Source organism: Actinokineospora enzanensis DSM 44649, assembly GCF_000374445.1.
GTDB classification, from domain to species: Bacteria; Actinomycetota; Actinomycetes; order Mycobacteriales; family Pseudonocardiaceae; genus Actinokineospora; species Actinokineospora enzanensis.
On sequence record NZ_KB894485.1, the window covers coordinates 1 to 1,573 of the forward strand.

The window sequence follows — 1,573 nt, forward strand, 5'->3', positions numbered from 1 at the left end:
CCCAGGAGGCCCCCAGGGCCGAGTGGGATCGGGTGGGAAGAGATCGGCTGAAGGCGATCCCGCCGCGAGGCGAAGCCGAGCCAATAAACACAGCACCAGCCGTTATCCCTTCCCTCCAGGAGCCCCCCGTGACCGAACCAGCCCTCCTCCCAGGCGACCAGGCGACCCGCGAGTTCCCAGTGACCGCGGCAACCGCCACCACCCACGCCACCCTGGAGGCCCGCTCCATCTCCGCCTGGTTCGGCGAACGCAAGGTCCTCGACCGCGTCTCCCTGGACATGCCCGGCGGTTCCGTGACCGCCCTCATCGGCCCCTCCGGCTGTGGCAAGTCCACCTTCCTCCGCACCCTCAACCGCATGCACGAGCTGATCCCCGGCGCCTCACTCGCGGGCGAGGTCCTGCTCTCCGGCGCCGACATCTACGACGCGGGCCGCAAGCTCACCGACGCCCGCAAGCAGATCGGCATGGTGTTCCAGAAGCCCAACCCGTTCCCGGCGATGTCGATCTACGACAACGTGGTGGCAGGCCTGAAGCTCACCGGCGTCAAGGCCTCCCGCGCCGAGCGCGACCAGCTGGTCGAGGAGTGCCTGACCAAGGCCGGACTGTGGGTCGAGGTCCGGGACCGGCTGCGCCAGCCCGGCGGCGCGCTCTCCGGCGGTCAGCAGCAGCGGCTGTGCATCGCCCGGTCGCTGGCCGTGCGGCCGCAGGTGCTGCTGATGGACGAGCCGTGCTCGGCCCTGGACCCCACCTCGACCCGGCGCATCGAGCAGACGATCGCCGAGCTGGCGCACGAGGTGACCATCGTGATCGTCACGCACAACATGCAGCAGGCGGCCCGGGTCTCGCACCAGTGCGCGTTCTTCCTCGCCGAGCAGGGCACCCCAGGGGTGATCGTGGAGGCCGGACCGACCGACCGGATCTTCGGCGCGCCCAGCGACCAGCGCACCTCGGACTACGTGCACGGCCGGTTCGGCTGAGTAACCCGAACGAGGGGTCGTCCGCGGCCGGGTCCCACGGGTAGCGTGGGTGATCGGTACCGGTTCGTGGGGGCGACTCTGGGGGTTCGGTGGATCTTCGGTTGGACCCGGCGCCCGCGCCCGGGGTGGTGCTGGTGGCCATCGGGGGCGAGGTCGATCTGCTGGCGGCAGGCATCCTGGAGCGGTTCCTGCTGGGTGCGGTCGCGGAACAGCGGGTCGCGCGGCCGGGGTTGATCGTCGATCTGTCCGATGCGGAGTTCTTCGGGTGCGCGGGGCTCAACGCGCTCCTGGCCACGCAGCGCAGGCTGGAACGGTCCGGTGGGTGGCTGCGGTTGGTGGATGTGTCCGCGGCGGTGTCGCGGGTGTTGGATGCGAGCGAGATGAATACTCGCCTGAAAGTCACTGGGTCGTTGGCTGCGGCTCCGCCGCAGCGGCGGGATCGTCCCTAGATGTATTAGCCCGGTGCTGTGTTTGTTGGCTCGGCTTCGCCTCGCGGCGGGATCGCCTTTAGCCGGTCTCTTCCCACCCGATTTCGTGCGGCCCGGGGGGCCGAACGAAATCGGGTGGGAAGAGACCGGCGCGATCCCGCGTGGTGG

2 protein-coding genes are annotated in these 1,573 nt (G+C 70.0%); both read left to right on the top strand.

All coding sequences use genetic code 11. From position 1 onward, the window contains the following. The first annotated feature begins 179 nt into the window (after positions 1-179). Positions 180-977 carry a phosphate ABC transporter ATP-binding protein gene (locus tag C503_RS0137010; protein ID WP_026317081.1) on the top strand — a complete coding sequence of 266 codons (798 nt, stop codon included), beginning with the start codon at positions 180-182 and terminating at the stop codon, positions 975-977. An 89-nt stretch (positions 978-1,066) separates the two neighbouring features. Continuing rightward, a complete protein-coding gene (locus C503_RS43995) occupies positions 1,067-1,426 on the top strand; it encodes an STAS domain-containing protein (RefSeq protein WP_084477527.1) in 360 nt (119 codons plus the stop codon). The last annotated feature ends 147 nt before the right edge of the window (positions 1,427-1,573 follow it).